Genomic DNA, 23,996 nt, shown 5'->3' with positions numbered 1-23,996 from the left:
ACACGGTCAATGACGGTTGTTGGCATATTTGCCTGATTCGCCATAGCTGCTAGTGTCCGTGAAGCTCCGCTTTTTCAAAGGTGACACAAAAGCGGCCCCGGATAGGTTCAGGTAAAGAGGACAAGAACAATGCAACCTGATTTCTGGAATGACAAACGCCCGGCCGGCGTACCCCTGGACATCGAACAAGGGGCTTACAAGTCGGTGATCGAGGTGTTCGAGCGTTCCTGCAAAAAATTTGCTGACCGCCCGGCCTTCAGCAACATGGGCGTCACCCTGACCTACGCCGAACTGGAACGCTACAGCGCCGCGTTCGCCGGTTACCTGCAAGCCCACACCGACCTGGAGCCCGGCGATCGCATCGCGGTGCAGATGCCCAACGTCCTGCATTACCCGATTGCCGTGTTCGGTGCGTTGCGCGCCGGGCTGATCGTGGTTAACACCAACCCGCTGTACACCGCGCGGGAAATGCGTCATCAGTTCAAGGATTCCGGTGCCCGGGCACTGGTTTACCTGAACGTATTCGGGCAGAAGGTCCAGGAAGTGCTGGCCGACACCGACATCCAGTACCTGATCGAAGCGAAGATGGGCGACCTGATGCCTGCCGCCAAGGGCTGGCTGGTCAACACGCTGGTCAGCAAGGTCAAGAAAATGGTCCCGGACTACGCCTTGCCGCAGGCGATCTCCTTCAGGAGCGCGCTGCGTCTGGGCCGGGGCCTGGGCATCAAGCCGTTGAACGCCGGCCTCAACGATATCGCCGTGCTGCAATACACCGGCGGTACCACCGGGCTGGCCAAGGGCGCGATGCTGACCCACGGCAACCTGGTGGCGAACATGCAGCAGGCACGCGCCTGCCTCGGCCAGTTCGGCGCTGACGGTCAGCCGTTGTTGCGCGAGGGGCAGGAAGTGATGATCGCGCCGCTGCCGCTGTACCACATCTATGCATTCACGGCGAACTGCATGTGCATGATGGTGACCGGCAACCACAACGTGCTGATCACCAACCCACGAGACATCAAGGGCTTCATCAAGGAACTGAAAAACTGGCGGTTCTCGGCGTTGCTGGGGCTCAACACGCTGTTCGTCGCGTTGATGGACCACCCGGACTTCAAGACCCTGGATTTCTCCAGCCTCAAGCTCACCAACTCCGGCGGCACTGCGCTGGTCAAGGCCACCGCCGAGCGCTGGGAGCAACTGACCGGTTGCCGCATCACCGAAGGTTACGGCCTGACCGAAACCTCGCCGGTGGCGTGCACCAACCCGTACGGCGACAAATCGCGGATCGGCACGGTCGGCCTGCCGGTGCCGGGCACCACGCTGAAAGTCATCAACGACGAGGGCGTCGAGCAACCGTTGGGCGAGCGCGGCGAACTGTGCATCAAGGGCCCGCAGATCATGAAGGGCTACTGGCAGAAACCCGAAGCCACCGCCGAAGTGCTGGATGCCGAAGGCTGGTTCAAGTCCGGCGACATTGCTGTGATCGACCCGGACGGTTTTGTACGCATCGTCGATCGCAAGAAAGACATGATCATCGTCTCGGGTTTCAACGTGTACCCGAACGAGATCGAAGATGTGGTGATGGCTCACCCGAAAGTCGCCAACTGCGCCGTCATCGGTGTGCCGGACGAACGTTCGGGCGAGGCGGTGAAGTTGTTTGTGGTGGCGCGTGAGTCGGGGGTCAGCCTTGAAGAGTTGAAGGCTTACTGCAAGGAAAACTTCACCGCGTACAAAGTGCCCAAGCACATCGTGTTGCGTGAGTCGTTGCCGATGACGCCGGTGGGCAAGATTCTGCGGCGGGAGTTGCGGGATATCGCGTAACCGATAAATGGCCGCGCTTCGCACAGTTCGCGGGCAAGCCTCGCTCCTACAAGGTCAGTGTTGAACGACACAAAACCTGTAGGAGCGAGGCTTGCCCGCGAAGCTTTTAAGGCGGAGGCCCCGATTTTCGGGGCTTTCAGCGACATATAGGTTTTTTGCTCTAAAATGACCGCTTGTCATTCTTGAGTCACTAATGTGACTGTAGAGGCCGCTTTTGGCTCTAGTCGGCCCTTGGCAAAGCTGCTACTCTCGGCGCGCTTTGTGACCTCTCGGCCTCTGTAAAAAGCCCAGACTCACCAATAATCAAACACCAATAATAATCGCATCAAATGCGGTATTTGAATTCGCGTTGCTGAGGAGTGGGCTTCCATGATCGAAGACTTCTGGAAGGATAAGTACCCTGCCGGGATTGCTGCCGACATCAATCCGGACGAGTATCCGAATATTCAGGCAGTGTTGAAACAGTCCTGCCAACGCTTCGCCGACAAGCCGGCATTCAGTAACCTGGGCAAGACAATCACCTACGGTGAACTGTACGAATTGTCCGGTGCCTTTGCCGCTTACCTGCAACAGCATACCGACTTGCAGCCGGGCGATCGAATCGCCGTGCAGCTGCCCAACGTCTTGCAGTACCCGGTCGCTGTGTTCGGTGCCATTCGCGCCGGGCTGATCGTGGTCAACACCAACCCGCTGTACACCGCGCGGGAAATGGAACACCAGTTCAACGACTCCGGTGCCAAAGCCCTGGTCTGCCTGGCCAACATGGCGCATCTGGCCGAGGCCGTCGTGCCGAAAACCGGCGTCAAGCACGTCATCGTCACCGAAGTCGCCGACCTGCTGCCGCCGCTCAAGCGCCTGCTGATCAACAGCGTCATCAAGTACGTGAAGAAGATGGTCCCGGCGTATCACTTGCCCAAAGCCATCAAGTTCAACGACGTGTTGAGCAAGGGCCATGGCCAGCCAGTGGCTGAAGCCAACCCGGCCAGCAGCGACGTGGCAGTGCTGCAATACACCGGCGGCACCACCGGCGTGGCCAAGGGCGCGATGCTGACCCATCGCAACCTCGTCGCCAACATGTTGCAGTGCAAGGCGCTGATGGGTTCCAACCTGAATGAAGGTTGCGAGATCCTGATCACGCCGCTGCCGCTGTACCACATCTATGCCTTCACCTTTCATTGCATGGCGATGATGCTGATCGGCAACCACAACATCCTGATCAGCAACCCGCGCGACCTGACGGCGATGGTCAAGGAACTGTCGAAGTGGAAGTTCAGCGGCTTCGTCGGTCTGAACACGCTGTTCGTGGCCCTGTGCAACAACGAAGGCTTCCGCAAGCTGGATTTCTCGGCGCTGAAAGTCACCCTGTCGGGCGGCATGGCCCTGCAACTGGCCGCGGCCGAACGCTGGAAAGCGGTCACCGGTTGCGCCATCTGCGAAGGTTACGGCATGACCGAAACCAGCCCGGTGGCCACCGTGAACCCGATCCAGAATATCCAGATCGGCACCATCGGCATTCCGGTGCCGTCGACCCTGTGCAAAGTCATCGACGATGCCGGCGTTGAACAACCGTTGGGCGAAATCGGCGAACTGTGCGTGAAAGGTCCGCAGGTGATGAAGGGCTACTGGCAGCGTCAGGAAGCCACCGACGAAATGCTCGACAGCGAAGGCTGGTTGAAGACCGGTGACATCGCGCTGATCCAGCCTGACGGCTACATGCGCATTGTCGATCGCAAGAAAGACATGATCCTGGTGTCCGGTTTCAACGTGTACCCGAATGAGCTCGAAGACGTGCTCGCGACCCTGCCGGGCGTGCTGCAATGCGCGGCCATCGGCGTGCCGGACGAGAAGTCGGGCGAGGCGATCAAGATTTTCATCGTCGCCAAACCGGGCGTGACCCTCACCAAAGAGCAAGTGATGGAGCACATGCGTGCGAACGTCACCGGCTACAAAGTGCCGAAAGCCGTCGAGTTCCGCGATGCGCTGCCGACGACCAACGTTGGCAAGATCCTGCGTCGGGAATTGCGTGATGAAGAGCTGAAGAAGATCAACGCGAAGAAAGTAGGCGCGTAACAAACAAAAGCCCCGCAGATGCGGGGCTTTTTGTTGGCTGACTTGAAAGGTTCGTTGTCTGATCGATTGCCATCGCGAGCAGGCTCGCTCCCACATTTTTGTCCGCGTTCTATCAGGATGAATGCGATCAACTGTGGGAGCGAGCCTGCTCGCGAAGCTTTTGATTTTCTTTTGGGTTATTGGCGGAACGGCGCGAAATTGACGTTGGTGCCCGCCGGGCGCATGTCCTGCAGGTACGAATCCTTGTCCGCACTCAGTTCCAGGCTCAGCGCAGCCTTGCGCTTGCCCTGGTTGCGCACCACCAGCCCTTCGAGTTTCTCGCGCAGGAACACCGTCGGCACTTTCAGGTGCAGCAGTTCGTCGGTGTCCGGCGTGTGCATCAGCAGGTGAATCCATTCGTACTGACCAATGGCCAGGCGCGCCACCGGGAGATCGAACCACCAGATGTTGCGGTTACGGTTCAATTCGGCGAAATGGCAGTTGTTGACGCCAAGCACAGCACCGCCGAGTTCCTGGTTTCTGCGGGCAATGGCCTGCTTTTTATCGAGTTTCATAACATTCCTACGGGATTGGATCTTCAGGGCCGTGGCCTGAATACGTTGCGCATTCTCGGGGGTTGGTCGGCAAACATAAAGCCCAACCTGCACGGAACGATGAAATGTCGTTTTTGTGTCAGTCTGAACTTGCACACGGAAATTGTTTCAAAGTCGCCAAGTAGGCTACTTTGATGTAGAAAACGGCCCCTGAGTCGCCACGACTTCAACCCCATTGCGGCGAAAGGAGACGCTAATGATTTTCCCGGACATGAAAGGTGTGCCCCTCCATCGCGTGATGGTGCGCACGGTCACCGAGTTCGTCGCCGACGAGATGTCGACCTATGCCTCGGCGTTGGCCTATCAAATGCTGTTTTCGTTGTTTCCCTTCATTCTTTTCCTGATTGCCCTGATCGGTTTCCTGCACCTGCCGGACTTTTTTTCCTGGCTGCGCCTGCAATCGGAACTGGTCCTGCCGCCCCAGGCGCTGGAGCAGGTGAACCCGGTGATCGACCAGCTCCAGCAATCCAAGGGCGGCTTGCTCTCGGTCGGTATCGTCATCGCGCTGTATACGGCCTCGGCCGGCGTGCGACTGATGATGAGCGCGATGAACGCTGCGTATGACGTGGTCGAAGGCCGGCCGTTCTGGAAGCGTTTTCCGCTGTCGGTTTTCTACACGATCGGCATTGCCGGGATGTTGCTGATTGCCGCCGCGCTGATGGTGCTCGGGCCGCAAGTGATGGGCTGGATCGCCGCGCAGGTCGGCCTTGAAGACTTTATTGTCACGGTCTGGACCATCGCTCGCTGGCCGGTCATCGTGATCCTGATGATGATTGCCGTGGCGCTGATCTATTACGTCATGCCCGACGTCAAACAGGAGTTTCGTTTCATCACCCCAGGCTCGGTGCTGGCGGTGGTGGTGTGGATCATCGCGTCGTTGGGCTTTGCGTTTTACGTCAAGACCTTCGCCAACTACAACGCCATGTATGGCAGTATCGGCGCGATCATCGTGCTGTTGCTGTACTTCTACATTTCCGCGGCGGTGCTGTTGCTCGGCGCGGAAATGAATGCGGTGATCGAACACATGTCGACCGAAGGCAAGGACCCTGGCGAAAAGGTCCCCGGCGAGCACGGTCCTGTCCACGAAGAGAAACATCACGTTTCCGGACTGGGCCGGGATCACTCGGTGAAACCACCCACTGACGAAGTCATCAAATGATCCGTGAAATCCTGAAAATGGGCGACGAGCGCCTGCTGCGCATTGCGCCGCCGGTCCCCGCCGAGATGTTCGACAGCCCGGAGCTGTGGCAACTGATCGACGACATGTTCCAGACCATGGAAAGCGTCGGCGGGGTGGGCCTGGCCGCGCCGCAGATCGGCGTTGACCTGCAACTGGTGATCTTCGGCTTCGAGCACAGCGAGCGTTATCCGGACGCTGAAGCGGTGCCGCAGACGATCCTGATCAATCCGCTGATCACGCCGTTGAGCCCGGTGATGGAAGAGGGGTTTGAAGGTTGTCTGTCGGTGCCCGGATTACGCGGCGCGGTGAGTCGGTACCAGCAAATTCGCTATGAAGGTTTTGACCCGAAAGGCGAGCCGATCGTGCGCATCGCTTCAGGGTTTCACGCCCGTGTGGTGCAGCACGAATGTGATCACCTGATCGGGCGGTTGTACCCGTCGCGGATTACCGACTTCAGCAAATTCGGGTTCACCGAAGTGATGTTTCCGGATCTAGATCCCAACGCCGACGACTAAAGCCACCCCAAAACTAATGTGGGAGTGAGACCGGATCCAGCCCCATCGCAATCATCGGTTTGCTGCGCGCATAACGGCTCAAGCGTTCGACCATCGCGTAGGGCATGGGCGGATCGAAGGTAAACCCGCGACGCTCATAAAAGCCCCGCAAGTCCGGGTGGCAGAACAGCCACACCGGTTGGTCGAGACCGTTCACCGCTTCGGCAATCAGCGCCGCTGCGATCCCTTGTTCACGACAGGCCGGGTCGACAAACAAACCAGTCAACCAATGCCCGCCCGAGACCGGACGCAAGCACAGCGCCGCAATGATCTCGTTGCGCCGGGCCACCCACAATTGAGCGTCGCGGACCGCTTTCATCGACGATTGGTGGGCGCGATAAAACTTGTTCATCAGGGGCCATAACGGCTCGTCGAGCAAGGTGTATTGAGTGTCGGTCATGGGGCGGGTCTGTGTGTGCGCAAAGCGGGCGATTATAAAAGAACGGGCGGCCGGGGATAGGTGTATACCTGATCTCACATCCCGTATGAGTGGAGTACGTATCATGGCCAAAGGCATGGATTCAAAAAAAGCAGCGAAGAAGAAACCGGCGAAAACCGCCGATGAAAAACGCGCGGACAAGAAGGCCAAGAAGGTGGGTGTGTTCGGCCATTGATCCCGCTTTAATCGATCGTTCCCACGTGAGCGCGGGAACGATCATCAAATAATCTGCAAGATTTCCCGATGCCATTGCACAGATGGGGACTGGTCCCCGATCTGAGCAACGCCATGCCCCATTACTTCGATAGTGCCCACCGAGAAGAAATCGAAACCCTGCGCCAACGCCTGACCGCTCGCACCGAGTGGCCGACCTGGTTGCTGCTGATCGGCGTGTACGGCGGCTGGTTCGGCATCATGCTGGCCAGCAATCGATTGGGCGTCTGGTGGAGCACGTTGCTGATGATTCCGCTGGTGGTGCTGTGGTTGTCGGTGCAGCACGAATTACTTCACGGTCATCCCACCCGCTGGACCACGCTGAACAAAATCCTCGGCTACGCACCGTTCGCTGTCTGGTACCCCTACACGTTGTATCGCGACAGTCATCTGCTGCATCACCGCGACGAAGACCTGACCTTGCCGGGCATCGATCCGGAAAGCCGTTACCTGAGTGCCGAGCGGTGGCAGGGCAGTTCCGTATTCGAACAGAGTCTGCACTGGCTGAACAAAACCGTACTCGGACGCTTCATCATCGGTGCGCCGCTGGCCTTGCTGGCGCTGGCGCGCGAAGAACTGCAGCGCTTGAGATCGGGTGATCGACAGGCCTGGTTGATGTGGCTGACCCACGGCGCACTGACCGTGTCGATGTTGCTGTTCATCGCCCATTACAGCGTGGTGCCGGTGTGGCATTACCTGTTGCTGATCAGCGTGCCGGCGCTATCGATTGCAATGATCCGCTCCTACTATGAGCACCGTCCCCATGCGCAACCCGAGCAACGCACCGTGCTCAATGAAGCCGGCTGGCCATGGCGCTGGCTGTTCCTGAACCTGAATTTTCATCTGGTGCATCACGATTTGCCGGGCCTGCCCTGGTACGACTTGCCCCGCGCCTACCACGCACGCCGCGAGCAATGGGTGGCGCGCAGCGGCGGGTTTCTGGTGCAGGGTTATGCTCAGTTGTGGCGTGAGAACGGGATAAAGGCGATCGACAGCCCGAAACACCCCTTCCACTGATTGCCAACGCATCCCCTTGTAGGAGCCGGCTTGCTGGCGATGGCGGTGTATCAGTCCCATCAATGCAACATGACACACCGCTATCGTCGGAACGCCGCCCGCAGCAAGCCGGCTCCTACACGGGGAATTTTGTTGTATGGGAAGATTTTGATGACTCAACACATCACCGAATTACTGATGTACGTCGCCCCCGAACCCATCCGCCAGGCCAACGAGCGTTGGCTGACGCGAATCCTCGAACGTCTGGGCGCCACCCGCCGCAACGCCGAAGGGCTGTCGCTGATGGACCTGTGGCTGTCCCCGCAGTTGCTGCTGACCCAAACCTGCGGCTATCCGCTGATGACCGCATTGCGCGGCCAGGTTCGGGTCATCGGCCGGCCTCGTTACGAACTGCCGGACAGCAGCGGCGGTAACCATTGCAGCCTGCTGCTCAGCCGTGCCGATGATTCACGCCGGACCTTGCCCGCGTTTTTCGGCAGCCGTGGCGTGATCAACGGCGAAGACTCCAACAGCGGCATGAACCTGCTGCGTCAACGACTCGCGCCGTTGCACCGCGACGGGCAGTTTTTCGCCGGCGTCGGCATCAGCGGCAGCCACCGCGAGAGCCTACGCTGGCTGCGTGAAGATCAAGCCGACCTCGCCGCCATCGACAGCGTGACCTTCGCCTACCTGGCGCGGCACGCCGAAGAGGAAGTGGCGGGATTGCGCGTGGTGGTGCGTAGCGCGTTCAGCCCGACCTTGCCGTATATCACCGTTGCGACGGCGACCGATGAACAGGTAGAGGCGCTGCGGCAGGTGATGAACGAGACGTTGCGGGAATTGCCCGATGTCGTCGAAGTCCTCGGGTTGCACGAGGTGTTGCCGGCCAGCGAGAGTGACTATCAGGTTGTTCTCAATTATCAGCAGGAAGCTGAGGCGTTGGGGTTTGGGCGGTTGCGTTGAGTAGAGATCGCCTTCGCGGGCAAGCCACGCTCCTACAGGTTTTGTGTCGATCATCAATCCAGAGATCGACACAAATCCTGTAGGAGCGAGGCTTGCCCGCGAAGGCGATCCATCAAATTCCACTTTAATTCCTTAAATGAATATAAAAATGCATTTTAAGTATTATTAAAGAATAAGGCTCCTTGCTAGGATTCGCCTCACCGGACCACCGGACATTCAGCGACCCTAACCCTTGGAGCCTCTATGTCCGGCACCGACGTATCCCATCGAAACGACGTGGGCGGATTGTTCCGCGCCCATTACCCCTGGCTCTGCGCTCGGTTGCGCCAGTTTCTCGGGGCCAGTTCCAGCGTCGAAGACATCGCCGCCGAGACCTTCGCGCAACTGCTCGAATCGCCGGGTCTGACCCCGATCCGCGAGCCCCGCGCCTTGCTCACCACCATCGCCCGCCGGTTGATTTATCAGCTCTGGCGCCGCCGCGATCTGGAGCGTCAGCACCTCGATCAACTGCAACACCTCGATCAGCCCCAAGCGTCCTCGCCCGAGGAATTGCTGCAACTGACCCAGGCGTTGCACCGCCTCGACCGAACGCTTGAGCGTTTGCCGGGCAAAGTCCGGGCGACGTTCCTGTTGTCGCGCATCGATGGCCTGACGTACCCGCAAATCGCTGCCGAACTGGGCATTTCCCAGCGCTCGGTCAGCGTCTACATGACCCGCTCCCAAGCGTTGTGCGCCCAGCACAGCGCCAATGAACCCTTGCACCAGAGGTCCGCATGAAATCGATCAAAACCCTGCTCGGCAGTTCGCTGCTGGCCCTGAGCCTTGTGGCGACCCACGTTCCCGCCGCGGAACAAACCAAGCCGATCCACTTTGGTGACATCACCTGGGAAAGCGGCAGCCTGATCACCGAGATCCTGCGGCTGATCGTCGAAAAAGGTTACGGCTACCCGACCGACACTTTGCCGGGCAGCACCGTCAGCCTCGAAGCGGCATTGGCCAAGAACGACATTCAAGTGATCGGCGAAGAGTGGGCCGGGCGCAGTCCGGCGTGGGTCAAGGCTGCGTCGGAAGGCAAAGTGTTCGGGCTGGGCGACACCGTCAAAGGCGCCACCGAAGGCTGGTGGGTGCCGGAATACGTGATCAAGGGCGACCCGGAACGCGGGATCAAACCGCTGGCGCCGGAGCTGAAATCCGTCGCCGATCTGGCGCGCTACAAAGACGTGTTCCGCGACCCCGAAGACCCGAGTCGCGGACGCTTCCTCAACAGCCCGACCGGCTGGACTTCGGAGATCGTCAACAGTCAGAAACTCAAGGCCTACGACCTGACCACCAGCTTCGTCAACTTCCGCACCGGCTCCGGCGCGGCGCTGGATGCCGAAGTGGCCTCGTCGATCCGTCGCGGCAAACCGGTGTTGTTCTACTACTGGTCGCCGACGCCGTTATTGGGGCGCTTCAAACTGGTGAAACTCGAAGAACCGCCGTTCGACGCCGAAGCCTGGAAGACCCTGGCCGATGCCAACAACCCAAACCCCAAAGGCACGCGCTCGATGCCGGCGAGCCTGGCGATCGGCGTGTCTGCACCGTTCAAGACGCAGTATCCGGACTTGGTATCGTTCTTCGAGAAAGTCGATTTCCCGATCGATCTGCTGAACCAGACGCTGGCGCAGATGAGCGAAAAACGCCAGCAACCGCGTCAGGTGGCGGAAGCGTTTTTGCGCGATCAGCCGCAGATCTGGAAGGGTTGGGTGCCGGGTGAGGTGGCGACCAAGGTGAGTGCAAGTTTGTAATTTTTCGGCGTCTGTTACATCGATTTCGCGGGCAAGCCTCGCTCCTACAAAGGTATCGTTAATCCTGTAGGAGCGAGGCTTGCCCGCGAATCAATCTAAAACCTTACACCAACTCCACGGCCAACGCCGCTTGCACCGCCGGGCGCAAATCAACCCGCGCCTGAAACCGTGCCAACACCGGCCACTGATCCAAATCTATCGCAAACAACGGCGCCCACCGCAACACCGTAAACAAGTAAGCATCCGCCACGCTGAACCCATCCGCCAGCAGATAATCCTGGCGCTCCAGCGTCTGACACAACACCGCAAAGCGCTTGAACAACTTCTCCTTGATCAGCGCTTTCACCTCCTCGGGGAACTGCGCGTTGAACAGCCAACCCAGCCCGCCATGAATCTCCGTCGAAACGAAATTCAGCCACTCCTGCAACCGCACTCGCTCGAACGTCCCGTTCACGGGCGCCAGGTTCGCCTCGGGTCGCAGGTCCGCCAGGTATTGCAGGATCGCCGGGCCTTCAGTCACCACGTCACCGTTGTCGAGTTGCAGCGCCGCGACGTAACCCTTCGGGTTGATGGCGAGGAAATCGGCACCGTTCGCGGTCCGTTTGGTGTGGTTATCGACGCGGATCAACTCGAACGGCAGGTCCAGTTCACGCAGCACAATGTGCGGTGCCAGCGAGCAGGCTTGAGGGGCGTAATACAACTTCATCGGCAGGGCTCTGGTTGGGGATTTGCGCCAGTGTCATAGTGCGCGGCGCCCTCGGTAAAATTAATCTTTCAGAAAACTGCCATAAGGAAAGCTACTGCCATGATGAATCTGATGCACTGGCGAATGGTGGTGGCAGTGGCCGATACGGGCAACATTACCCGCGCGGCCGAACGGGTCGGCATGACCCAGTCAGGCGCGAGCCAAGCGTTGGCGCTGATCGAAGAAACCCTCGGCGTTCAGCTGTTCACTCGGGAGAATCGCCAAACGTTGCCGACCGCTATCGGCCTGCCGGTCATCGAGCAGGCCCGGACCATGCTCGGCGCCCTGGAAAACATCCGCAGCACCGTCGATGCCGCGAAAGACATCCAGCGCGGGACGATTCGCCTGGCGAGTTTTCCCATGGTGCTGGCAACCTTTCTGCCGCCGCTGCTGCGCACATTCAGCCGGCTTTACCCCGGCATTCAGGTGGTCGCGCTGGAAGTCAGCGACGATGAAGTGGAAGCACTGCTCGGCGCCGGCCTGGTGGATGTGGGTGTGGTGCTGAACCCGGCGCCGGAGCGCAATGCCGGGCGTTTGGGGCGCGATGCCTGGGTCGCGGTGTTGCCCGGCGGCCATCCCTTGGCGCGCCGCTCGATTGAACAAGGCGTCACCCTCGCGGAGTTGGCAGACCAGCCGTTTGTGCTGGCCACGGGCGGCTGTTCAACCAACGCCCGCAGCCTGGCCGCCGATGCCGGTCTGCAATTGCGCGACGTTCGGGTCGAGGTCCGCGAGTGGAGCAGTGCGTTCACGCTGGTGCGCGAAAACATCGGTATCACCCTGGTGCCGGAAATGACCTTGCCCAGCCATCTCCAGGGGCTGCGTGTGGTGCCGGTCAAACCGCGTATCGATCGTGAGTTTGCCTTGGTGGTCGCCGCAAACAAACAACCCTCGGCAGCGGTGCAGGCGTTGTTGAGCATGCTGGCTGAACACTGAATCAAGCTGAACCGTTTTTGTCCTCAATACTGGCCGACTAGTGGCCTTGCAAGCCTATTGCGGCTGGCTATGCTCAGTCCTGACGAACCATGTCGGTCGCCATGTGAAGGCCGGCATGCACGCTTCAGAGTGCGCACCCCAAGGCACCGATGCGAGCGGCAAGGAGTTTTACGATAAAGGGAGTTACTTATGAAAACGTTAGGGCTGGCCCGGTCCCGGGCTATCAAGAGACGGATGTCTTGATAAGAGCGTTGCCACATGGACTCTCCGATTCAACATCATTGATCACCTGACAGTTCCTCCCGTGGAGGAATGCGTGTGCCTGTTCCATGGAACGTTGTGGTGGATACGTTGAAAGACCGAAGAACTTTCATCAATCAAACGACCGCGCTTAGGGTGATACGACCATGTTTAACCTACATCACAAGGCTGACCTGCAGGAAATCGAGCGCTACAGCTGTGCGCTGACCGAGGCCAACGCCAAGTTGGCGGCCGTCAGTCGTTCGATGGCGATGATTGAGTTCACCCCTGACGGCATCGTGCTCGATGCCAACGACAACTTTTGCAAAGCCATGGGTTACAGCGCCGAAGAAGTGCGCGGCAAACATCACCGGATCTTTTGCGAGGAAACGTTTTATCGCAGCGAAGCCTACGCCAAATTGTGGCGTGACCTGGCCCGTGGCGAGTCGCTCAGCGGGACTTTCCTGCGCTTGAACAAGGGCGGCAAGGAGATCTGGCTCGAAGCCAGTTACATGCCGGTTATCGGTCCCGACCGGCAAGTCAGCAGTGTGATCAAAGTCGCCACCGACATTACGGACAGGGTGAACAAGGAACACGAAAACGAAAGCATGCTCGCGGCAATCGGTCGTTCGATGGCGGTGATCGAATTCACCCCCGCTGGCAATGTAATCACCGCCAATGAAAACTTCCTGAAGACCACGCATTACGCGCTCAACGAAATCGTCGGTCAGCATCACAGCCTGTTTTGCCACCGCGCCGAAGCCGAATCGCCGTCTTACAAAGGGTTCTGGGCTTCACTGAATCGCGGCGAATATCACTCGCACCGTTTCGAACGCAGAGACAAGCATGGTCATACGATTTTTCTCGAAGCGTCCTACAACCCGTTGTTCGACGCCAAGGGCCGTTTGTACAAAGTGGTGAAGTTCGCCAGCGACATCACGCAGCAAGTGACCACGCTGCAAACGGCTGCGGAGTCGGCCCACAGCACTTCGGTGCAGAACGACGCCTGCGCGCAGAAGGGATCTCAGGTGGTGCAGCAGACGGTGCAGATCATCCAGGACATTTCCAGGGACTTGAACGAAGCGGCGCTGAGCATTGATGCGGTGAGCAAACAGTCCGACATCATCGGCACCATCGTTCAGACCATTCGCGGCATTGCCGACCAGACCAACCTGCTGGCGCTCAACGCGGCCATCGAGGCGGCGCGGGCCGGGGAGCACGGCCGAGGGTTTGCCGTGGTGGCGGATGAGGTTCGCAGCCTCGCGGCACGCACGAGCCAGGCGACGCTGGAGATTGTCGACGTGGTGCGCAAAAACCACGATTTGTCGTTGAGCGCGGTGTCGAGCATGCAGTCGAGTTTGAGCCGCACTGGCCTTGGGGTGGAACTGGCGAACGAGGCGGGGGAGGTGATCCTGGAAATCCAGCAAGGCTCGCGGCATGTGGTGGACGCGATCAGCCAGTTCAATTCAACGCTGCAATTGAATTGAAACGCCCCTACAGGGAATCGTAACGGATTCTGGATTGTGGGTTCACCCATGAACTGTAGGAGCGAGGCTTGCCCGCGAAAGCGGTGCGTCAGTCGACATTAATGTTGAATGTGACGGCCTCTTCGCGGGCAAGCCTCGCTCCTACAGAAGCATTCGCGTGGTCAGAGCGATGCGAGGAACTTGTCGACCACTTGGGCGCCGCTTTTCTCACTGCTGCTGCCGTTTTCTTTCTCGGCCTGCGCCAGTTTTATCTTGTCTTGCAGACGCTCGGCAATCTCTTTACCGACCGCCAGTTGTTTCTCCGGCGGCATGGCTTTCAGGTCTTCTTCGGTAATCCCCATCTCTTTCAGAATACTGTCGCGCAACCGCTGTTCCGGGGTTTTGCTCATGTAGTCCTTGAAGTCGGCCATGGCGGTGCTTTCACCGGCCTTTGGCACTGTCGAGGCATCGGTGGCTTGCAGCGCGACACGGGTCTTGGCGAACGCTTCATCGACGTTGTCGCTGATTTTATTGGCGGCGTTGACCTGTTCCGTGGCGAGCTTGGACGCAGACGCCTGGACCATCCCGGCATTCTTCACGTTCTGCAGCTGGATATTGTTTTGCACGCTCTGCATCAACGCGGCTTGCAGGCCACCTTGAAGACCTGCGGCGGCGTCCGCGCTCGGTTCGTCGCCCGGCTTTTTGGGAAGCGGCGTCACTAGGTTTTGCTTTGCACTGACCAACATGATGAGTAGACCTTGTAGGTGTTTGCGGTGCAGCGACCTGAGCAATTAGCGTGCCCAGGCAATAAAACCTATTATTTTCAATTGGTTATATTTTTGCTTGTGCAGAAAACGAAAGCGTTGCGGTCAACCTTTGCCGCCCGACGGCAGAGGTCGACCGATCAAGGCAGGCCGTTGCAGCCGTGTTTGAGGAACCCGGGGCGTTGCGCCAGGCGTTGGAAATATTCGTCGATGGCCGGGAAGTCCGGTCGATCCATCGGCGTCATCAGCCAACGGTTGACTGACAGCCCGATGACGATATCGGCCAGCGTGAACCGTGGCCCGGCAACATAGGCTTTGGTGGTCGCGAGCTGATGTTCGAGGATGCCCATCTTCTGATTCCAGCCGCGCAAGCCCGTGGCAATCCGGTGCGCGTCCTGGAACTCCGGGTCTTTGCGTACCAGCGCCGTGAACGCGTAGCTCCAGGACGAATTGAGATCGGTGGCTTGCCAATCCATCCACTGCTCCACCCGGGCGCGCGCCGCCGGTTCGTGCGGCAACAGTTCAGCGTGTGGGTGTTTGCCGGCCAGATAGCGGCAGATAGTATTGGACTCCCACAGCACGCCGGCCTCATCGATGATCACCGGCACCTGTGCGTTGGGGTTGAGCCGGACAAATTCGGGACTGTGGGTCGACGCATACCCGCTGCCCCAATCCTCGCGTTCGTAGGAAAGGCCCAGCTCGTCGCAGGTCCACAGGACTTTTCTGACGTTGATGGATGAGGCTTTGCCGAGAATCTTCAGTGCATGTTCCATGGAACGGCTCCTTTAGCGATTCGATGCTTCCGGAAGATCAGAATACCCCTGTAGGAGCCGGCTTGCTGTGGGCGGCTCCTACAGGGCTACGTGCTTTCGCGCACCTTCAATTCGAACCCCATGTCCTGCACCGGTTTCGCCACGGTGTTGCCCGCCATCAACGTCAGCATCTGCTCTGCCGCTCGCCGGCCAATCGCCTCGCGCGGGGTGTTGATGCTGCTCAGGCGCGGGACCATGTGCGCCGAGGCCGGCAGGTCGTTGAAACCGAGGACTGCCACTTGTTCGGGAATTTTGATTCCGCAGCGCATCGCTTCCAGCAGCGCGCCCTGGGCCAGGTCGTCGTTGCCGAAGAATATTGCGTCGACATCGGGATGACTGGCGATCAGTTGCAGGAACAGCTCGCCACCCAGGCCGACGGAGGAGGCGCGGGGCGTCAACACTTCCAGGTCCGGGTCATAGCGACCGGCCTTTTGCAGGGCTTTGCGAAACCCTTCGCCGCGCAGCAACGTGCGCTGATCCAGTTGCGCACCGATGTACGCCAGGCGCTTGCGACCACGGGACAGCAAATGCTCCGCTGCCGTTTCGCCGGCCGCCAGTTGCGAGAAACCCACGCAATTGAGGCCCGCAGCGCTGTCGAGTTCCATCATGTACACGCAGGGAATATTGCTCGCCTCGATCATCCGCCGCGAACTTTCGGTGCGATCAAACCCGGTCAGCAGCAAACCGCGTGGCTGATAGGCCATGTAATTGCGCAGCAGGTTTTCTTCTTCGTCACGCGAGTAATGGAAGTTGCCGATCAGCACTTCGAAGCCCTTCGGTCGTAAAACCTGATGAATGGCTTCCAGGGTGTCGATGAACAGCAAGTTGGACAGCGACGGCACCAAAACCACCACGGAATGGCTCTGGGCCGAGGCTAACGCACGGGCGGCGGGGTTGACCACGTAGTTGAGTTCAAGCGCGGCTTTCTGGACTTTTTCCACCAGTTCGGTGGCCACCGTGCTCACGCCGCGCAAGGCGCGGGAGGCGGTAATCGGGCTGACGCCGGCCAGTCGGGCTACTTCATTGAGGGTAGGACGGCCAGTGGTTCGCGTATTTTTATCGTTTTTAGGAGAGGTCATCGGGCGGCTTGCCAAACAAAATTCAAGGCACTAAGGTAGCGCTGTCCCGATGCAGCTGCAAATGCGTAAGCGAGTTTTGCCTGAACCTCGCTTTTCGGCGTCCGGAACGAACATGCTGCAACCCACAAAAATGACAAGAAGGCGTCGGCAACTTCTACTTTTCGTCTAGTGTCATAACTGGCAAAGGTAGCGCTGTCTGCGCGCTGAGGTGTTACATGAATCATCCCATCACCGCCCTGGTCATCATGGGCGTTGCCGGTTGCGGCAAGACCTGCGTCAGCGAAGCCTTGTGCCAGCTCAGCGGCGCGACTGCCATTGAAGGCGATACTTTCCACCCTGCCGCCAATATCGAAAAGATGAGCGCGGGTATCCCCCTGAACGACGACGACCGTGCCGGCTGGCTCGACAGCCTGTGCGATGAATTGCGCCGCGTCGACGCCACAGGCCAGCACCCGGTGTTGACCTGCTCGGCCCTCAAACACAGTTACCGCGAAGTTTTGCGCAGCGCCTTGCCGGGCCTGGGTTTTGTGTTTCTTGAGCTCACGCCTGAAGTGGCGGCCGATCGCGTCTCCCATCGGCCGGGCCATTTCATGCCGTCGACCCTGATCGACAGCCAGTTCGCCACCCTTGAATCCCCGGTTGGCGAGCCGCTGACCCTGGCCCTCGACGCCTCGAACCACAGCGTCGACCAGTTGGCGAAGCAAGCCCACGCCTGGTGGCTGGAACACGGCCTGAAACGCGCCGGTTAAATTTTGCTTGAAGAGATAGCGCTGTCCTTATGGCTTTCGAATTACCCGTTTTAATAACAACAACAACCAGGAGACACCCCTAATGTTTGGCATGTCCCACGAGACGTTCCTGCTGCTCGATGCAGTGGTCACGGTGATCGGGCTTATCGTCTTGATCACCAAGTTCAAATTTCACCCGTTCATTGCCCTGATCATTGCCGCAGCCTTTCTCGGGCTGACTTCCGGCATGCCGATCGGCACCATCATCAAGGCGTTCCAGGACGGCTTCGGTGGCGTGCTCGGTTTCGTCGGCATCATCCTCGCGCTGGGCACGATGCTCGGCAAAATGATGGCCGAGTCGGGCGGGGCGGATCAGATTGCCCAGACGCTGATTCGCGCGTTCGGCAAGGACAAAGTGCAGTGGGCAATGATGTTCGCCGCGTTCCTGGTCGGCATTCCGCTGTTCTTCGAAATCGGTTTTGTGCTGCTGATCCCGCTGGTGTTCATCGTCGCCCGGCGTACCGGCGTGTCGATCATCAAGATCGGTATCCCGCTGCTGGCCGGTCTGTCCGCCGTGCACGGTCTTGTTCCGCCGCACCCGGGTCCATTGCTGGCCATCGGCGTGTTCGGTGCCGACATCGGCAAGACCATTCTCTACGGCCTGATCGTTGCTCTGCCGACGGCCATCATCGCCGGCCCGATCTACGGCACTTTCATTGCCAAATACATTCCCGGTCATCCCAACCAGGAACTGGTGGATCAACTGGCGCGTGAGAACGATTCTGCCGATCTCCCAAGCTTCTCCATCACCTTGATCACCGTGCTGTCGCCGGTGTTCCTGATGTTGCTCAAGACCTTCGCCGACGTGGTGCTGCCGGACGGCAACTTCTTCCGCACCTTCATGGACCTGATCGGTCACCCGATCTCGGCCCTGCTGCTGGCGTTGCTGCTGTCGCTGTACACCTTCGGTTACAAGCAGGGCATTGGCTCCAACCAGATGCTCAAATGGCTGGATGCGAGCCTCGCGCCAACCGCCGCGATCATCCTGATCATCGGTGCCGGTGGTGGCTTCAAGCAGATGCTGGTGACCAGCGGCGTGGGTAATGTCATCGGCAACATGGCGGTGGCCGCACAAATCTCGCCGATCCTCCTGGCCTGGCTGGTGGCTGCGGTGATCCGTATTGCGACCGGTTCGGCGACCGTGGCGACCATTACTGGCGCAGGCATCGTGGTGCCGGTGGTGGGGATGATTCCGGGTGTGAACCGTGAACTGCTGGTGCTGGCGACCGGTGCCGGTTCGTTGATCCTGTCTCACGTCAACGACGCGGGTTTCTGGCTGGTGAAGCAGTACTTCAACATGACCGTGGCGGAAACCTTCAAGACCTGGACGGCGATGGAAACCATCCTGTCCGTGGTTGGCCTTGGCTTTATCCTGCTGTTGTCGTTGTTCGTCTAAGCAACACCGCAACGCATGTGTAGGAGCCGGCTTGCTGGCGATGGCATCGACTCGGTCAAGAAGTTAAACCGAGTGGCCTGCATCGCCAGCAAGCCGGCTCCTACATGGATTGTCGAACCCCCGTAGACGCTGGTTTCGATCATTCCCGATAACAAAAAACCGCATTTATGCGGTTTTTTTTATGGGCAGGAATCTGCGACAAGCCAAATCTTTTGGGTACCGATGACACAACCGGTTGTCGGAACTGTCATTTCTCACAGGTAGACGCCCCGCATAGACACGTCGAACATCCCTTCTTGAAAGGAGCGCCAGTCACGGGTTCCTGTTTGATCGTTGAATCATGGATGAGGAGCAGACTCTATGAGCACGCCGATTGTTGAGAAACCCCAAATTACCCTTCCTATTGAAGGTGCTGAGGAGAATCTAAGACCAAGGTTTATTGGGACGGGGACCGTCGGGGGGAAGGTAACTGTTGCGCTACGTGACGGAACGGTGCAGGGGTCGGTTGACGTGATGTCTTCAGGTCAATGGCTAGTGACTTCACCTTCTTCGTGGAAATTGGGGAAGTACCAAGTCAAGGCTAGACAAAACGTGGGGGGCGTCGATTCGGAGTGGACAGAGTTGCGGACCTTTACTGTTGTCGGCTAACCGTTTGCTTTCAGGGACAGGTTTTTTCTAATAATGCCTGAAGACAATTGAATCAAATCGGGAGTGGACACGGACGTGGCCGCTCCCGAGTTGGTTTCTCTAGCCGGTGGTTTTGCTGACCAAACCATCCGCCCTGAACATCCCGCGAATCCCGCGTACGGCCTGACGAATCCGGTCCTGGTTTTCGATCAGCGCGAAGCGCACATGATCATCCCCGTATTCCCCGAACCCGACACCCGGCGAGACGCAGACCTTGGCCTCGGCGAGCAGTTTCTTGGCGAACTCCAACGAGCCAAGGTGTGCATACGCTTCGGGAATTTTCGCCCAGACGTACATCGACGCTTTCGGGTTTTCCACCATCCAGCCCAGTTCATGCAGGCCTTTGACCAGCACGTTGCGCCGCTGCCGATACTGCTCGGCGATGTCTTTCACGCACTGCTGATCGCCTTCCAGTGCGGCAATTGCCGCGACTTGCAGCGGTGTGAAAGTGCCGTAGTCGTGGTAGCTCTTGATCCGCGCCAGGGCGTTGACCAGTTCCGGGTTGCCGACCATGAAACCGATGCGCCAGCCTGCCATGTTGTAGCTCTTGGACAGGGTGAAAAATTCCACCGCGATGTCCTTGGCGCCGGGCACTTGCATGATCGACGGGGCTTTCCAGCCGTCGTAGACGATGTCGGCGTAGGCCAGGTCATGCACCACCAGTACGTCGTACTGTTTGGCGAGGGCGATCACCCGTTCGAAGAAATCCAGCTCAACGCACTGCGCGGTGGGGTTGGACGGGAAGCCGAGAATCATCATTTTCGGTTTTGGAATCGAGCCGCGAATCGCCCGTTCCAGTTCGGCGAAGAAGTCCACGCCCGGAATCAGCGGCACCGAACGCACCTGGGCGCCGGCAATCACGGCACCGTAGATGTGAATCGGGTAGCTCGGGTTCGGCACCAGCACGGTGTCGCCCTGGTCCAGGGTGGCGAGCATCAAGTGCGCCAGGCCTTCCTTGGAACCGATGGTCACGATGGCTTCGCTTTCCGGGTCGATGTCGACCTCGTAGCGTTCCTTGTACCAGTTGGAAATCGCCCGGCGCAGACGTGGAATGCCCTTGGACGTGGAATAACCGTGGGTGTCTTCGCGCTGGGCGACGGTGACGAGTTTTTCGACAATGTGCGGCGGCGTCGGGCCGTCGGGATTGCCCATGCTCAAGTCGATGATGTCTTCGCCACGACGACGGGCGGCCATCTTCAGCTCGGCGGTGATGTTGAATACGTAAGGGGGGAGTCGATCTATGCGCGCAAAGCGGCGCGGCGAACCTTGTTCGGCCATTGTTGCCTCGGATAACGTAAGCGCCCGGAACCGTCCGAGCGACGCTGGTCACTGCGGTGACCTGTGGCGGAATGTAAGGGCAGCTGTGGCAGACTGTCCAGCCTCCACGTAAATAATTTTTTTTCCGAAGGAAATCGGTCGATGGAATTTAGCAGCGGCTTTCTGCTGAGCCTTTCTCTGTGCCTGGACATCGGCGTAGCCAACATCGCGATGATCACGCTGGCCATGCAGCGCGGCTATTTTCAAGGCTTTGCGCTGGGGTTGGGTACCTGTGTCGGCGACCTGATCTACGCCGTGCTGGCCTTGGCCGGCATGACCGTTTTGCTGCAGTACGAAACCGTGCGCTGGGTGTTGTGGATTGGTGGTTCGGCGTTGCTGATCTATTTCGCGGCGAAGATGATCTATTCGGCGATCCACCATGAGGCACTGTTGGCCGAGACCGCCGACGTGGGCCACAACTCGCACCGCAAAGAGTTCTTTCGCGGGATCTTCCTGGCCATGTCGTCACCCAGCGCCATTCTCTGGTTCGCGGCGGTGGGCGGCACACTGATCGCGCGGTCTGGCGGTGGCGGGGCGCTCAGCTCGGCATTGTTCCTCGGCGGATTTCTCTGTGCCGGACTGTTGTGGTCGGCAGGCCTGTGCTTCGCCGCGAGCCATGGCGGCAAGTTGCTGGGCGACAAGCTGCTGCGTTATTCGTACATGGCATCGGCGGCGATCTTCTGCTATTTCGCGGTGTACGTGATCCTATCGGGGTACAACGAGTTTATTGGCGCTGGCGCCGCCGAGGCGTTGCATACGCTGTAATTGGGCGAATCGGGTTTGGCTTCTATACTCCTAGCCGAACCCACTTTTTGTACCAGGAGCCGAGTCATGGATGATAAAAATAGCGTCGAAATCCCGGGTCCACGCTTCGAACATGGGCACTTCCTGCTCATTGCGGGGCTTGGTGGACGGTTTACTCAGCAAACCACCCAGGGCATTCCAGCGCTCTGGGAAAAATTCATTCCGCACATCGGAAACGTTCCGGGCCAGAAGGGCGAAGTGACCTACGGCGTGTGTTGCAATTTCGATGGCAAGGGCGGCTTCGACTACATCGCCGGCGTCGAGATCAGCAAGCTCGACGACTTGCCGGATCAGTACCGTTGGGTAGAAGTCCAGCCTCAGCTGTACGCGGTGTTCGAGCATAAAGGGCCGCTAGATGCATTGCCGCAGCTGTTTCAGCACATCTTCGGCACCTGGCAACCGCAGTCCGGGCATGAAGTGCTGGATGCTCCGGAATATGAGCGCTACAGCGAAGACTTCAACCCGAAGCTCAACACCGGAAAACTGGAAATCTGGGTGCCGATCAAAGCGTGAAGTGTACGTCGGGAGGCGGATCAACGATGCGCCTCTCGATGTCATGCCCAGGCTGATTTATGATCCCCAGCCTTTCCCCGCTGATTCCGAGCCGCCATGAACACCGTCATCCGCCACGTCACCCCCGCTGACCTGGACCGCTGCTACGCCATCGAAACCGTTGCCTACGAAGGTGACGAAGCTGCCACCCGAGAAAAAATCGCCACGCGCATCGCCACCTGGCCTGAAGGTTTTATCGTCGCCGAAGTGGACGGCGTTGTAGCCGGTTTCATCAACTCCGGTGCTGCGTTTCAGGTGGAAATGTCGGACGAAGCGTTCAAGGAACTGATCGGCCACGACCCGGCCGGCCCGCACGTGGTGATCATGTCGGTGGTGGTGCATCCGGATTATCAGGGGCAGGGTTTGGCGAAACGTCTGATGGGCGAGTTCATCGAGCGCATGCGTGCGCAGGGCAAGGCCAGCATCAACCTGATGTGCAAGGAGCGGCATATTCCGCTGTACGCCGGGTTTGGATTTGCCTACGTCAAACCTTCCGCATCGGACCATGGCGGAATGGCGTGGCATGAGATGGTGTTGGTGCTCTGATTGATGCGGTGTGGTGTGAAATGCTTTCGCGGGCAAGCCTCGCTCCTACAGGTTTGGTGTGCTCCTGAATTCACCATGAACCTGTAGGAGCGAGGCTTGCCCGCGAAGGCAATCCAAAAGTCGCCACATCGATCTAATAAAGACTGTCCCGCACCCTCACCGGCGCCTCCCGGTCATACGTCTCTGCATCAAACTGCCCATCATTCAAACGCTTGTGAAACGCCCCCACCGTCGGCAGCGCCGAGCGATCCAGGTGCTTCTGCGGGTTCCACAAATCCGAACGCACAATCGCTTTCGAGCAGTGAAAAAACGCCGCCTCCACCGTCACCAGCATCACCGTACGCGCCGATTTGCCGTTGACCGCGAAGCTTTCCAGCAAGGCCGGCTCATTGCTGATCTGCGCTGCGCCGTTGACCCGCAAGGTTTCGCCGATCCCCGGGATGATGAACAACAGCGACACCCGCGGATCGAACACCACATTGCGTAGCGTGTCGATGCGGTTGTTGCCCGGGCGATCCGGGATCGCCAGGGTGCGCTCATCGATGATTCGCACGAAACCCGGTGTGTCTCCGCGCGGCGAGCCGTCCAGGCCGTCGGGGCCGACCGAGCTGATGATCACCAGCGGCGAGGCGCGGACCATCGCTTGATAATCCTCGTTCAGAAAGGCGATTTGCTTGCGTACCGCGCGTTCGTGGGGTTGGCCGTAAATTGCTTCCAGTGCTTCGATGCTGTCGAGCATAACCACCTCAGAAAATCAGTCCCATCCGCCGTTCGTAACCGATCCGGCCCTTGTAGGCCTCGCCGCTGTCGACCCAGCCGAATTTTGCATACAGCGCGATGGCTGCTTCGTTGTCCGCATCCACCGACAACTCCAGCCCCCGTATTTCCGGAAACGCCTGACGCGCGACCTCCGGTAAGGCTTGCAGGCAGGCCTTGCCATAACCTTTGCCTTGATGACGCTGATCGACTTGCAACGCATGCAGGGTGGCGCTGTGTTCGTCGGCCCAGGCCGGCAGCACTGGCGGGCGTTTGAGCAGCAGGAAAGCTACCGGGACATCCTCGACCAGCAGGGCGAATCCTTTGACGCCGGGGCCAGGTTTGGACAGCAGGGTGTGCAACGCACCGTGGATGTCACCGGAGAACTTGATCTGTTCCTGGTGAACTTCGATGGCCTCCACCTCCTGGCGCTGCTTCGCGTTCAGGCTTTCGTAAGGCACGAGTCGGGTTGTCACTGGAGTGTCCTTTTTCCAACAG

At 59.1% G+C, this 23,996-nt stretch carries 24 protein-coding genes and 1 pseudogene; 16 read left to right on the top strand and 9 right to left on the bottom strand.

What is annotated here, in order from left to right:
* Window positions 1-129 precede the first annotated feature (129 nt).
* Both fadD2 and fadD1 read left to right on the top strand, forming a co-directional pair.
* Window positions 130-1,818 carry a long-chain-fatty-acid--CoA ligase FadD2 gene (fadD2, locus tag KGA82_RS05065; protein ID WP_008032992.1) on the top strand — a complete coding sequence of 563 codons (1,689 nt, stop codon included), beginning with the start codon at window positions 130-132 and terminating at the stop codon, window positions 1,816-1,818.
* Window positions 1,819-2,187: 369 nt separating this feature from the next.
* Window positions 2,188-3,888, top strand: coding sequence for a long-chain-fatty-acid--CoA ligase FadD1 (gene fadD1 / locus KGA82_RS05060; protein WP_008038583.1), 1,701 nt, complete (start codon window positions 2,188-2,190; stop codon window positions 3,886-3,888).
* A gap of 176 nt (window positions 3,889-4,064) precedes the next feature.
* On the opposite strand, the gene KGA82_RS05055 is transcribed toward fadD1, so the two are convergent.
* On the bottom strand, window positions 4,065-4,442 hold the full coding sequence (locus tag KGA82_RS05055) for a hypothetical protein (RefSeq protein ID WP_008032995.1): 378 nt from the start codon (window positions 4,440-4,442) through the stop codon (window positions 4,065-4,067).
* 235 nt (window positions 4,443-4,677) lie between these two features.
* On the opposite strand from KGA82_RS05055, the gene KGA82_RS05050 reads away from it, so the two are divergent.
* Together KGA82_RS05050 and def are read left to right on the top strand one after the other, a co-directional pair.
* Complete coding sequence (locus KGA82_RS05050; RefSeq protein WP_008032998.1) at window positions 4,678-5,640, top strand: YihY/virulence factor BrkB family protein; 963 nt, start codon at window positions 4,678-4,680, stop codon at window positions 5,638-5,640.
* On the top strand, window positions 5,637-6,176 hold the full coding sequence (gene def, locus KGA82_RS05045) for a peptide deformylase (protein ID WP_008032999.1): 540 nt from the start codon (window positions 5,637-5,639) through the stop codon (window positions 6,174-6,176). The genes KGA82_RS05050 and def overlap by 4 nt, the downstream gene beginning before the upstream one ends.
* A 13-nt stretch (window positions 6,177-6,189) precedes the next feature.
* Here def and KGA82_RS05040 read toward each other — a convergent pair whose 3' ends face one another.
* Window positions 6,190-6,615 (bottom strand): GNAT family N-acetyltransferase, encoded by a 426-nt coding sequence (locus KGA82_RS05040; RefSeq protein ID WP_223449762.1) that lies wholly within the window; start codon window positions 6,613-6,615, stop codon window positions 6,190-6,192.
* A 327-nt stretch (window positions 6,616-6,942) separates the two neighbouring features.
* Between KGA82_RS05040 and KGA82_RS05035 the strand changes: the two genes are divergently transcribed.
* The 4 genes from KGA82_RS05035 (at window position 6,943) to KGA82_RS05020 (ending at window position 10,613) form a co-directional block, all read left to right on the top strand.
* On the top strand, window positions 6,943-7,884 hold the full coding sequence (locus KGA82_RS05035; protein WP_223449773.1) for a fatty acid desaturase: 942 nt from the start codon (window positions 6,943-6,945) through the stop codon (window positions 7,882-7,884).
* 150 nt (window positions 7,885-8,034) lie between these two features.
* Entirely contained in the window at window positions 8,035-8,826 is a 792-nt protein-coding gene (locus tag KGA82_RS05030) for a phosphate/phosphite/phosphonate ABC transporter substrate-binding protein (protein WP_223449761.1), read from the top strand.
* 243 nt (window positions 8,827-9,069) lie between these two features.
* Window positions 9,070-9,603 (top strand): sigma-70 family RNA polymerase sigma factor, encoded by a 534-nt coding sequence (locus KGA82_RS05025; RefSeq protein WP_008038576.1) that lies wholly within the window; start codon window positions 9,070-9,072, stop codon window positions 9,601-9,603.
* On the top strand, window positions 9,600-10,613 hold the full coding sequence (locus KGA82_RS05020) for an ABC transporter substrate-binding protein (protein WP_008033013.1): 1,014 nt from the start codon (window positions 9,600-9,602) through the stop codon (window positions 10,611-10,613). The genes KGA82_RS05025 and KGA82_RS05020 overlap by 4 nt, the downstream gene beginning before the upstream one ends.
* 103 nt (window positions 10,614-10,716) lie before the next feature.
* Here KGA82_RS05020 and gstA read toward each other — a convergent pair whose 3' ends face one another.
* Complete coding sequence (gstA, locus tag KGA82_RS05015; RefSeq protein ID WP_223449760.1) at window positions 10,717-11,319, bottom strand: glutathione transferase GstA; 603 nt, start codon at window positions 11,317-11,319, stop codon at window positions 10,717-10,719.
* 99 nt (window positions 11,320-11,418) lie between these two features.
* Between gstA and KGA82_RS05010 the strand changes: the two genes are divergently transcribed.
* From KGA82_RS05010 to KGA82_RS29430, 3 genes and pseudogenes are all read left to right on the top strand, one after another.
* Window positions 11,419-12,291: a LysR family transcriptional regulator gene (locus tag KGA82_RS05010; protein ID WP_192229130.1), complete on the top strand. Its 873-nt coding sequence runs from the start codon at window positions 11,419-11,421 to the stop codon at window positions 12,289-12,291.
* A gap of 407 nt (window positions 12,292-12,698) precedes the next feature.
* Window positions 12,699-13,475: pseudogene (locus KGA82_RS29435) on the top strand (PAS domain-containing protein); the annotation flags it as partial.
* Window positions 13,449-14,018: a methyl-accepting chemotaxis protein gene (locus KGA82_RS29430; protein ID WP_268945229.1), complete on the top strand. Its 570-nt coding sequence runs from the start codon at window positions 13,449-13,451 to the stop codon at window positions 14,016-14,018. The pseudogene KGA82_RS29435 and the gene KGA82_RS29430, both read left to right, overlap by 27 nt.
* Window positions 14,019-14,179: 161 nt before the next feature.
* Here the strand turns inward: KGA82_RS29430 and KGA82_RS04995 are convergent, their stop codons facing one another.
* From KGA82_RS04995 to KGA82_RS04985, 3 genes are all read right to left on the bottom strand, one after another.
* Window positions 14,180-14,743, bottom strand: a complete 564-nt coding sequence (locus KGA82_RS04995) for a hypothetical protein (RefSeq protein WP_223449759.1) — start codon at window positions 14,741-14,743, stop codon at window positions 14,180-14,182.
* Between the two features lie 158 nt (window positions 14,744-14,901).
* Complete coding sequence (locus KGA82_RS04990; RefSeq protein WP_008038561.1) at window positions 14,902-15,534, bottom strand: glutathione S-transferase family protein; 633 nt, start codon at window positions 15,532-15,534, stop codon at window positions 14,902-14,904.
* A gap of 86 nt (window positions 15,535-15,620) precedes the next feature.
* Window positions 15,621-16,652 carry a LacI family DNA-binding transcriptional regulator gene (locus KGA82_RS04985; protein WP_008032586.1) on the bottom strand — a complete coding sequence of 344 codons (1,032 nt, stop codon included), beginning with the start codon at window positions 16,650-16,652 and terminating at the stop codon, window positions 15,621-15,623.
* 215 nt (window positions 16,653-16,867) lie between these two features.
* Between KGA82_RS04985 and KGA82_RS04980 the strand changes: the two genes are divergently transcribed.
* Together KGA82_RS04980 and KGA82_RS04975 are read left to right on the top strand one after the other, a co-directional pair.
* Complete coding sequence (locus KGA82_RS04980) at window positions 16,868-17,401, top strand: gluconokinase (RefSeq protein WP_223449758.1); 534 nt, start codon at window positions 16,868-16,870, stop codon at window positions 17,399-17,401.
* Between the two features lie 82 nt (window positions 17,402-17,483).
* Window positions 17,484-18,836: a GntP family permease gene (locus tag KGA82_RS04975; protein WP_008038555.1), complete on the top strand. Its 1,353-nt coding sequence runs from the start codon at window positions 17,484-17,486 to the stop codon at window positions 18,834-18,836.
* 747 nt (window positions 18,837-19,583) lie between these two features.
* On the opposite strand, the gene alaC is transcribed toward KGA82_RS04975, so the two are convergent.
* Complete coding sequence (gene alaC / locus KGA82_RS04965) at window positions 19,584-20,801, bottom strand: alanine transaminase (RefSeq protein ID WP_008038550.1); 1,218 nt, start codon at window positions 20,799-20,801, stop codon at window positions 19,584-19,586.
* Between the two features lie 141 nt (window positions 20,802-20,942).
* Between alaC and KGA82_RS04960 the strand changes: the two genes are divergently transcribed.
* The 3 genes from KGA82_RS04960 (at window position 20,943) to KGA82_RS04950 (ending at window position 22,742) form a co-directional block, all read left to right on the top strand.
* Window positions 20,943-21,605: a LysE family translocator gene (locus KGA82_RS04960; protein ID WP_008032579.1), complete on the top strand. Its 663-nt coding sequence runs from the start codon at window positions 20,943-20,945 to the stop codon at window positions 21,603-21,605.
* Between the two features lie 66 nt (window positions 21,606-21,671).
* Window positions 21,672-22,157 (top strand): GyrI-like domain-containing protein, encoded by a 486-nt coding sequence (locus KGA82_RS04955; protein ID WP_192229138.1) that lies wholly within the window; start codon window positions 21,672-21,674, stop codon window positions 22,155-22,157.
* Window positions 22,158-22,253: 96 nt separating this feature from the next.
* Entirely contained in the window at window positions 22,254-22,742 is a 489-nt protein-coding gene (locus tag KGA82_RS04950; protein WP_223449756.1) for a GNAT family N-acetyltransferase, read from the top strand.
* Window positions 22,743-22,875: 133 nt separating this feature from the next.
* On the opposite strand, the gene KGA82_RS04945 is transcribed toward KGA82_RS04950, so the two are convergent.
* Together KGA82_RS04945 and KGA82_RS04940 are read right to left on the bottom strand one after the other, a co-directional pair.
* A complete protein-coding gene (locus KGA82_RS04945) occupies window positions 22,876-23,481 on the bottom strand; it encodes a pyridoxamine 5'-phosphate oxidase family protein (protein WP_223449755.1) in 606 nt (201 codons plus the stop codon).
* A gap of 7 nt (window positions 23,482-23,488) precedes the next feature.
* The gene (locus tag KGA82_RS04940; protein ID WP_008038541.1) at window positions 23,489-23,974 is read right to left on the bottom strand and encodes a GNAT family N-acetyltransferase; all 486 of its coding nucleotides are present in this window, start codon (window positions 23,972-23,974) and stop codon (window positions 23,489-23,491) included.
* Window positions 23,975-23,996 lie beyond the last annotated feature (22 nt).

Source organism: Pseudomonas sp. BF-RE-22 (genome assembly GCF_019956155.1).
Classification (GTDB): Bacteria; Pseudomonadota; Gammaproteobacteria; order Pseudomonadales; family Pseudomonadaceae; genus Aquipseudomonas; species Aquipseudomonas migulae.
Note: the sequence above shows the minus strand (reverse complement) of the source record. Positions and strands in the feature narration are given on the sequence as shown.

What these genes read in the sequence shown, in the direction of transcription:
- def (WP_008032999.1), top strand. Translation starts at nt 5,637, where the DNA reads ATGATCCGTGAAATCCTGAAAATGGGCGACGAGCGCCTGCTGCGCATT.
- fadD1 (WP_008038583.1), top strand. Translation starts at nt 2,188, where the DNA reads ATGATCGAAGACTTCTGGAAGGATAAGTACCCTGCCGGGATTGCTGCC.
- KGA82_RS04975 (WP_008038555.1), top strand. Translation starts at nt 17,484, where the DNA reads ATGTTTGGCATGTCCCACGAGACGTTCCTGCTGCTCGATGCAGTGGTC.
- KGA82_RS05055 (WP_008032995.1), bottom strand. Translation starts at nt 4,442, where the DNA reads ATGAAACTCGATAAAAAGCAGGCCATTGCCCGCAGAAACCAGGAACTC.
- KGA82_RS05030 (WP_223449761.1), top strand. Translation starts at nt 8,035, where the DNA reads ATGACTCAACACATCACCGAATTACTGATGTACGTCGCCCCCGAACCC.
- fadD2 (WP_008032992.1), top strand. Translation starts at nt 130, where the DNA reads ATGCAACCTGATTTCTGGAATGACAAACGCCCGGCCGGCGTACCCCTG.
- KGA82_RS04995 (WP_223449759.1), bottom strand. Translation starts at nt 14,743, where the DNA reads ATGTTGGTCAGTGCAAAGCAAAACCTAGTGACGCCGCTTCCCAAAAAG.
- KGA82_RS04950 (WP_223449756.1), top strand. Translation starts at nt 22,254, where the DNA reads ATGAACACCGTCATCCGCCACGTCACCCCCGCTGACCTGGACCGCTGC.
- KGA82_RS04985 (WP_008032586.1), bottom strand. Translation starts at nt 16,652, where the DNA reads ATGACCTCTCCTAAAAACGATAAAAATACGCGAACCACTGGCCGTCCT.
- KGA82_RS04990 (WP_008038561.1), bottom strand. Translation starts at nt 15,534, where the DNA reads ATGGAACATGCACTGAAGATTCTCGGCAAAGCCTCATCCATCAACGTC.
- KGA82_RS04980 (WP_223449758.1), top strand. Translation starts at nt 16,868, where the DNA reads ATGAATCATCCCATCACCGCCCTGGTCATCATGGGCGTTGCCGGTTGC.
- KGA82_RS05035 (WP_223449773.1), top strand. Translation starts at nt 6,943, where the DNA reads ATGCCCCATTACTTCGATAGTGCCCACCGAGAAGAAATCGAAACCCTG.
- KGA82_RS05040 (WP_223449762.1), bottom strand. Translation starts at nt 6,615, where the DNA reads ATGACCGACACTCAATACACCTTGCTCGACGAGCCGTTATGGCCCCTG.
- alaC (WP_008038550.1), bottom strand. Translation starts at nt 20,801, where the DNA reads ATGGCCGAACAAGGTTCGCCGCGCCGCTTTGCGCGCATAGATCGACTC.
- KGA82_RS04945 (WP_223449755.1), bottom strand. Translation starts at nt 23,481, where the DNA reads ATGCTCGACAGCATCGAAGCACTGGAAGCAATTTACGGCCAACCCCAC.
- KGA82_RS04960 (WP_008032579.1), top strand. Translation starts at nt 20,943, where the DNA reads ATGGAATTTAGCAGCGGCTTTCTGCTGAGCCTTTCTCTGTGCCTGGAC.
- gstA (WP_223449760.1), bottom strand. Translation starts at nt 11,319, where the DNA reads ATGAAGTTGTATTACGCCCCTCAAGCCTGCTCGCTGGCACCGCACATT.
- KGA82_RS05010 (WP_192229130.1), top strand. Translation starts at nt 11,419, where the DNA reads ATGATGAATCTGATGCACTGGCGAATGGTGGTGGCAGTGGCCGATACG.
- KGA82_RS05050 (WP_008032998.1), top strand. Translation starts at nt 4,678, where the DNA reads ATGATTTTCCCGGACATGAAAGGTGTGCCCCTCCATCGCGTGATGGTG.
- KGA82_RS04955 (WP_192229138.1), top strand. Translation starts at nt 21,672, where the DNA reads ATGGATGATAAAAATAGCGTCGAAATCCCGGGTCCACGCTTCGAACAT.
- KGA82_RS05025 (WP_008038576.1), top strand. Translation starts at nt 9,070, where the DNA reads ATGTCCGGCACCGACGTATCCCATCGAAACGACGTGGGCGGATTGTTC.
- KGA82_RS05020 (WP_008033013.1), top strand. Translation starts at nt 9,600, where the DNA reads ATGAAATCGATCAAAACCCTGCTCGGCAGTTCGCTGCTGGCCCTGAGC.